The sequence below is a fragment of the Streptomyces sp. NPDC049577 genome (genome assembly GCF_040675635.1).
GTDB lineage: Bacteria > Actinomycetota > Actinomycetes > Streptomycetales > Streptomycetaceae > Streptomyces.
Window position 1 is genome coordinate 22,170 of record NZ_JBFAPH010000041.1, and the last position, 6,370, is coordinate 28,539.

At 68.0% G+C, this 6,370-nt stretch carries 6 protein-coding genes and 1 pseudogene; 2 read left to right on the forward strand and 5 right to left on the reverse strand.

The window, feature by feature from the left end; all coding sequences use genetic code 11:
* Window positions 1–48: 48 nt before the first annotated feature.
* Complete coding sequence (locus tag AB0K09_RS08005) at window positions 49–414, forward strand: hypothetical protein (RefSeq protein ID WP_366064435.1); 366 nt, start codon at window positions 49–51, stop codon at window positions 412–414.
* A 672-nt stretch (window positions 415–1,086) separates the two neighbouring features.
* On the opposite strand, the gene AB0K09_RS08010 is transcribed toward AB0K09_RS08005, so the two are convergent.
* The gene (locus tag AB0K09_RS08010; RefSeq protein ID WP_366064436.1) at window positions 1,087–2,472 is read right to left on the reverse strand and encodes a sporulation protein; all 1,386 of its coding nucleotides are present in this window, start codon (window positions 2,470–2,472) and stop codon (window positions 1,087–1,089) included.
* A gap of 788 nt (window positions 2,473–3,260) precedes the next feature.
* On the opposite strand from AB0K09_RS08010, the gene AB0K09_RS08015 reads away from it, so the two are divergent.
* Entirely contained in the window at window positions 3,261–3,854 is a 594-nt protein-coding gene (locus AB0K09_RS08015) for a hypothetical protein (RefSeq protein WP_366064437.1), read from the forward strand.
* 272 nt (window positions 3,855–4,126) lie between these two features.
* On the opposite strand, the gene AB0K09_RS08020 is transcribed toward AB0K09_RS08015, so the two are convergent.
* The 4 genes and pseudogenes from AB0K09_RS08020 to AB0K09_RS08035 all read right to left on the reverse strand — a co-directional run.
* Window positions 4,127–4,408, reverse strand: coding sequence for a hypothetical protein (locus AB0K09_RS08020; protein ID WP_366064443.1), 282 nt, complete (start codon window positions 4,406–4,408; stop codon window positions 4,127–4,129).
* A 237-nt stretch (window positions 4,409–4,645) separates the two neighbouring features.
* The gene (locus AB0K09_RS08025; RefSeq protein ID WP_366064438.1) at window positions 4,646–4,951 is read right to left on the reverse strand and encodes a hypothetical protein; all 306 of its coding nucleotides are present in this window, start codon (window positions 4,949–4,951) and stop codon (window positions 4,646–4,648) included.
* A gap of 54 nt (window positions 4,952–5,005) precedes the next feature.
* Window positions 5,006–5,644, reverse strand: a complete 639-nt coding sequence (locus tag AB0K09_RS08030) for a hypothetical protein (RefSeq protein ID WP_366064442.1) — start codon at window positions 5,642–5,644, stop codon at window positions 5,006–5,008.
* A pseudogene (locus AB0K09_RS08035) lies at window positions 5,532–6,370 on the reverse strand (transposase); the annotation flags it as partial. The gene AB0K09_RS08030 and the pseudogene AB0K09_RS08035, both read right to left, overlap by 113 nt.

Sequence of the window (6,370 nt, forward strand, 5' to 3'; positions counted from 1 at the left end):
CGACGTTTCATTTCCTCGGCTCCGGCGAACCCCAACGAGGAGGCAGCCATGACGGCGACGACGCGAACCGAGGCCCCTGTGGTGATCGAAGGCGGTGGTGTGGAATTGCGCCTCCAGGAAGTCGGAGGCGACATGTCCGCTGCATTCGTGCGGTTCCCCAAGGGCGCGGATATGGCGCCGGCCCTCACGGGTTTGCCAGGCAACCTGTGCCAGTGCCCTCACTGGGGATACCTGATCAAGGGGCGGCTGAAGATGCGGACTGCGGACGGGGACGAGATCTATGAGGCCGGGCAGGCGTTCTACTGGCCGCCAGGGCATGCGCCGGAAGCCCTTGAGGACTGCGAGTACGTCGATTTCTCGCCGACGAAGGAGTTCAACGAGGTGATCGACCACCTCAAGGCGCAGATGGGATGATCTTTTCGAGGTGCAGCAAGGGTCTCCTCTGCGCCCGAGACGGTTCAGGGCCCGTGGGCCTTCGACGGCAAACGGTCAACCTTCGCTTCACCAGCCGGCCAGCACTCCTGTCCGGCGCTCCCGGTGACAACAAGCCTGCCTTGGTGACAGCTGTCGTGCCTCAGCTCAACCTGACACCGAGCCAGCGATTCCTGGCGACCGCCTCCCTGTCTGCCGGCCTGGTTGCTGTGGAGCGCCGTGTTCACCCTGGGCCTGTTCACCATGACGTTCGCCTGGCGCATCTGGATCGGCCAATGGCAACTGGCCCCCGCTGAGGACGAGGAGGTAGACCGGACTTGGGGCCAGTGGTACATACGATCAGGCGCGATCCCTCAACCGTCGGAAATAGCTGCTCGGCGACACAAGGCCGCCAAACCGCACTTCCTCCGGTCGTGCCCCCCCGCCGCGCCATCGCGGCGTTCGCGGGCGCAACCGCAACGATCTCCACGACCGGCGCGCCCTCACGAGCCCATCCCGGCTCGGAGGCCCGAGCACGCCCGTGGCGTCACCCCGAACACAGGCGTGGGCGGCTTCCGCCCCCGGAGCCCGACCGCACAACAGGTGTTCAGGGAGTGAGGTCCAGCACACGCGCCGGCTCGCCTTCCCACCGCGTTAAGGGTTTGATCTTGACGCCTACGCAGGGAGGTCGGATGCCAATGCCCTGACCTGGCTCATGTAGGCCACCACCGAGCGTTCGCGGCGCCAGGGGCCGAGTGCGCTGGTAAAGATCTTGACGTAGTCGAGGCCGCGCGCGGTCTGGAGCCGGCAGAAGAGCCGGAGCGATTCCTCTCCGAGAGACAGGGCCGCATCCAGGTTCCCCTGCTGAGCGTGGGCCGTGGCCAGGACGGATAGCCGGACGCCCCTGGACCTGGCGAACGCGTCCCCGGGCATTGCTCCCAGAGCGTGCCAGGCGAAGGCGGACTTAGGGCGTCCCAGGTCGCGGAAGATTTCTGTGGCATCCGTGACAATGCGCTGTCGGGTGAAGAAGTCGATCCAGGGGCGTTCTTCCACGCCTTCGGTCTGCGCGCGTTCCTGGAGTTGCTCGGCGGTGGCGAGGCAGGCGCAGGCTGAGCGTGCGTCTCCGTCCCGCGCGTGCGCGCGTGCCTCGATCAGTTTGGCGAATCCGAGCACTCGGGGGTCGGCGGCCGGTACCCGCTCGTAGGCTCCCTGGGCCATGTCGACGGCTTGTGAGGGGAACCCGCGCATCAGCGCTTGCATGGCCATGGTGGCCAGGATGTAGGAGCCCAGGTGGATGTCGCCTGCGGCCTTGGCCAGCCGCAGGGCCTGGATGTAGTGGCGCTGCGCGGTCTGGTGCTGACCGGCGTCAAATGCCGTCCAACCGGCGAGGCGGGCCATCTCGGCGGTCACGGAGAACAGGTCACGGCCATCCCGCTCCGAGTACCGGGCGCTCAGCAGCGGCGTGACGCGCTCATTCAGGTACTCGGTGAGTGAACGAGACTTCCACAAGGCCCCACCGAACCGCGAGTCCCACGTCCGTGCGTTGTCGGCCGCCGCGCGGAGCTCCTCGATGTGCGCGCGCCCGAGGAGGGACTCCCCCGGTGAGGGTTTCATGGGCTCGGTGGGGCTGACCAGCCAGCGGGTCACCGGCTCGGAGAACGCAAAGGCGGCGAAGGGAACCGCTGCCAGGAAGTTACGTCGGTTCACGGTGCTCCAATACAAAGCTGCCTCGGTGAGTGCCTGCCGCTGGTCTCGCGGAAATGCCAGGCCGATCGCGTGACCGTTTTGTGCTGACTCCATGCCGATGTCGGCCAAGCTCACGGGGCGCCCGAGGCGTTCGGCGAGCGCTGTGCAGATGTGCTGGGGCACCGGCCACCTCGGCTGCATCCCCCGGCGGGACCAGTTGGCCACGGAGGTGTGCGTGTATTCGCTGGCGATGCCCTCGGCCGAGCAGAGCTCGTTCAGCCGGTGCGCCAGCCGCTTGTGGCTGATGCCGGACTCCCCGATCAGCTTGTCCAGATGGACATTGGCTCCGCGGCCGGAGGCTCTTCCCTCCGCCATAACCCCAACGCTCCGTTCCAGGTTGGCCTTCGCCTTAACTCCAGCCTAATGAAGGGGCGTTGGCGTCGGCGCATGCTGCGATCCGTGAGCCCCCCTCGTGAGCCCTGCGGGACCGCTTCCCCTCTGGTGTCCTGACAGGAGACGGAGAACGAGGAATACGGAAAGGGAAGGCGGACCAAGGCCATGACACCCGCCAGGAAGTTACGGATACCGGCGTGCGGAACGCGCTCACGGACCACAGCGCGCCGCCTGATCACACCGATCCCCTACGTCGGGCCGCTGTGCCCCGAGATCCTGCCCCCGTGGGCAATCGCCATCACCGTGGTGCTCATGGTCGTGGCGGCCAACATCGCTGAGCGGCCCGACTCGTCCCAGGGGTCAGGGGCGACAGCGACGCCCCATCCGGAAAGTCCTCAAGAATCCAAGACGGTCCTGGGCCTGAGCGATGGCCGGATCGACCCGGCGCGGCGGCACTGCCCTGTGGAGCGCAGCGAGGGCACGGTGTAGCCGGCCGGGCCAGGGCCCTGGCCCGGTTAGCGTTGCTATTCCACGGCGCCGTCAGCAACCTCGCCTGACAGCGTGTTGGAAAACCGCTTGAGGCCGGCAGCGGTGAGGAGGCTTTGCCTGCGGCGGTGAGGTGACAGCTCGGGTCACCCCCAGCCGCGTCAACGGCCTTAGCCACCCTCATAGGTGAATCATGTGGATAGCGACGCTATGCCGCTGCCGTCCCTGCTGTTCTGGACGCACCCCGCAACCCAGGGGGCGGCATGCGAAGCAGGAGGCGGCTCATGCGGCTTTCACGACGCACCACACCAGTAACGCCCCACTCGCAAGGCACCGTACCTGTCACCCCGGGCGGGCTCCCCGCGCGCAGAATCGGAGCCGGCCTGGCCGTCGCCCTCCTGGCACTGTCCGGTCTCGCCACCGGCACCACCGCCACGGCAGCCGAGCACCGCGCCGCCGCGCCCTCGGGCGATTACTGCGCCGCGAAGGAGAGCTTCTACGGATCGGGCCAGTACACCTACGCCGAGGCGCAGGTGTGCCTGCGATTCGGGTCCGGCGGCAACGAAGTGCGGGTCAACAACACCAACACGCAGTACTACTATGGCGGCTCCTGGTACTCCGCCAGCAGCAGCTACCCCGCCAACTGGACCGCCAGTGGCACCCTGAGCAAGAGCGGCCAGTCGGGGAACTACTCCGTCCCCCAGGTCAAGCAGACCTCCCTCAACGGTTCGGCCAGCGGCGGCTCCCCCGCCGTCCTCAACGGCTGCGGCTCGTACAGCGTCTCCATGACGTTCCACCAGGTCGGCCCGTACTGGGGCGATAACCAGGCCATCGACTCCGGCCAGCGCACGTACACCATCGACGTACCGTGCACGTGACCTGACGATCTCGTTGAGGAATCATCCCCACCCTCAAGCAGACCAGTAGTGGCTGTGCCGGGCCCGGCCGGGCCCGGAACAGGTAAGCCGCGTCGGCCCCCTAACGACTCAGGGCTCTGACGCGTCGCGATCGGCCGGGGGCTGGCCGCGAAGCACGGTGGGAAGCAGCCCCCGAGCGGGTGGCACGTGTCAGTTGCTCTGGGGCTGCTTCCTATCCCAGCCGTCGGTGCGGGGTCGGCCGTCGCGGGCCGGGCGCCGGGTCATCAGGGTGATCAGTGCCCAGGTGAGGTGGGCTTCGGCGTGTTCGGGCAGGCGCTCGTAGTCGCGGACGTTGCGGCGGGCTTTCGGATTTGCGCCCAGCGAGGCAGCGGGACGAAACCGGTGGTGTCGGCCTGCGCCTGGACCAACTCGGTCAGGGCCGCGATCCAGGGCCGTGCAGCAGCGTCGGCCGGTATTGCGGCGGCGGCGCGCTTGAGCCGCTCGTGGGCGTCGGGGAAGACGTCCTTGGCCCAGGCTTCCTCTTCCAGGACCCGCTTGTGCCCTTCCTCGCCCATGATTTCTTGGATAGTGAGGGCGGGCATTGAGGCGTGTGCCACATCTCGTCGACACGGCCTCCCTTTACGGACAGCACGCGGGTGTTTTCCGGGTCCGGCAGGGCGCAGCAGTCGGGGCGGTCGACGCGTTCAGTCTCCGGCTCACCGGACAGGCCCGCCCGATGCCGCCGCATCGATCTGACCGATCTTGGATTCGGCGCCAGCGAGGCTGATACGGAGTCCTTCGATCTCGCCGAGTCACCCCTCACGCTCGGCTTTGGCGATCCGATCCAGCAGGTTCTCGCGGATCTCCGCGAGCCGGCCGCGCTGGGCCGGATCCGGCCGTAGGAGGGAGCAGCGGACACAGGCGTGTTCGTGGATGCAGGCGGTTCCGTATGCGCGGGCGCAGGTGCCGACGGAGAGCTTGCGGCGTTCGAAGTGGCCGAGGAAGTCTTCCCACTCCGCGTCGGTGGGGGCGCGGTACTCCTCGGCGGGGCGCAGGGTGCGGCGGCGGGTGATGAAGGCCCGGTGGGCCTCGATGGTCTCGGTGGGGTAGACGGCCAATGGTGGAGTCGGGTATTGGAACTGCCCGAATGCCTCCCCCCTGTGCCTGTTGGATCAGGAGCCCCATTCGTTGCAGTACTCGATGTGGATCTCTCGCGCGTCGCCGAGGATGCCGTCGTTGGAGTGGAGTTCTGTGCAGAAGTACGGGTAGTTCGGGTGGATGGGGACGTAGCCGGGCCCGTTGCGAGCGACGTCGAGGAAGTGCCAGGCGGTCTCCCTGAACACCTTGGCACTGCCGGTCATGAACAGGGTCTCGGCGTGGAGGTGCTGGTGAAACAGGTCCCGGTTCTCCTGGTAGTGCCGTGCCTCGTGGTCGACCACGGCATCGCTTTCGAGCCCTGAGTCGCGCAGCGTCACGGTCCGCGGACGGCCTGGGCCGAGGCGGCTGCGGATCTCTTTCCAGCGTGCCGGCGCAAACTGCAGCGAGTGATGGAGCAGCACGAGATCGAGCCGGCGTGTCGCGTCCTCCGGCAGTTCGCGGGAGGGGGGCTGGTTGCCGCGCATCGGCAGGTGGATCAGCGCGCGCGGTGACGTGGCGGCGAGTAGCCATAGGCCGCCAATCCGGCGTGCGGCGTCCTCGTCAAGGTAGGCGCCCAGGTGCCGGTCGTGGTCGATGAGTACTGCGTGGGGCAGTGGCTGGGCAGGGCGGATGACCTTGAACTCCGTTGCCCCGAGGCGTGCATGGTGGATGATTACGGGCAGTCTCATTGGTTCTCCGAGACACGTTGGCTGACATCTGCGGCGTATGCGGCCCAGTTTCCCCGGCTGATGCCTTCGGCCACTGGACGGCGACTTGGATGTGGACACCGAGCATCCGGGCGAGGATCGCGGCGGGGAGTTCGTCGGCGAGGGTGAACAGGGCGGTGGACCGGTCTCCTTGGGGCCGAATGCCGATCTTGTGTAGTCGCAAGCCGATCTGGCTGCCGCTGAGGGAACGGCCGGGCAGTCCGCCGGTGTTTCGCTGTTTGCAGACCTCACGGTCGAAGGCCGGCCGGCGGCCGCCACGGCTGCCCTGCCGCTTCCCATGGGCGGCCTGGTCGGCAGGCTGTGGGATCACCGCCGGGATTCCGCGTCGTCGCAGATGGCGGCGGATCGCCCGGGACGAGTAGCCCTTGTCGGCCAGGACGGCGTCGGGGGTGATCCTGGGAGCCGATCCGCCGGGGCACCCGTATACGGGTCATGACCTGCTCGCATGCGGGTGCGTCACCGGCTTGGCCGGGCGTGAGGACGAAGGCCGACGGCCCGCAGTGGCTGTCCGCCGCGAGGTGGATCTTGGTGGTCAGCCCGCCTCGGGAGCGGCCGAGGGCACGATCGGCCGGCCCACCTGCCGGAGCCCCTTTTGACGGGCCCCGGCGGCGTGCTGGTGGGTACGGACGATCGTGGAGTGGACCGCGACGACCCAGCCGAGGCCACCTTCGG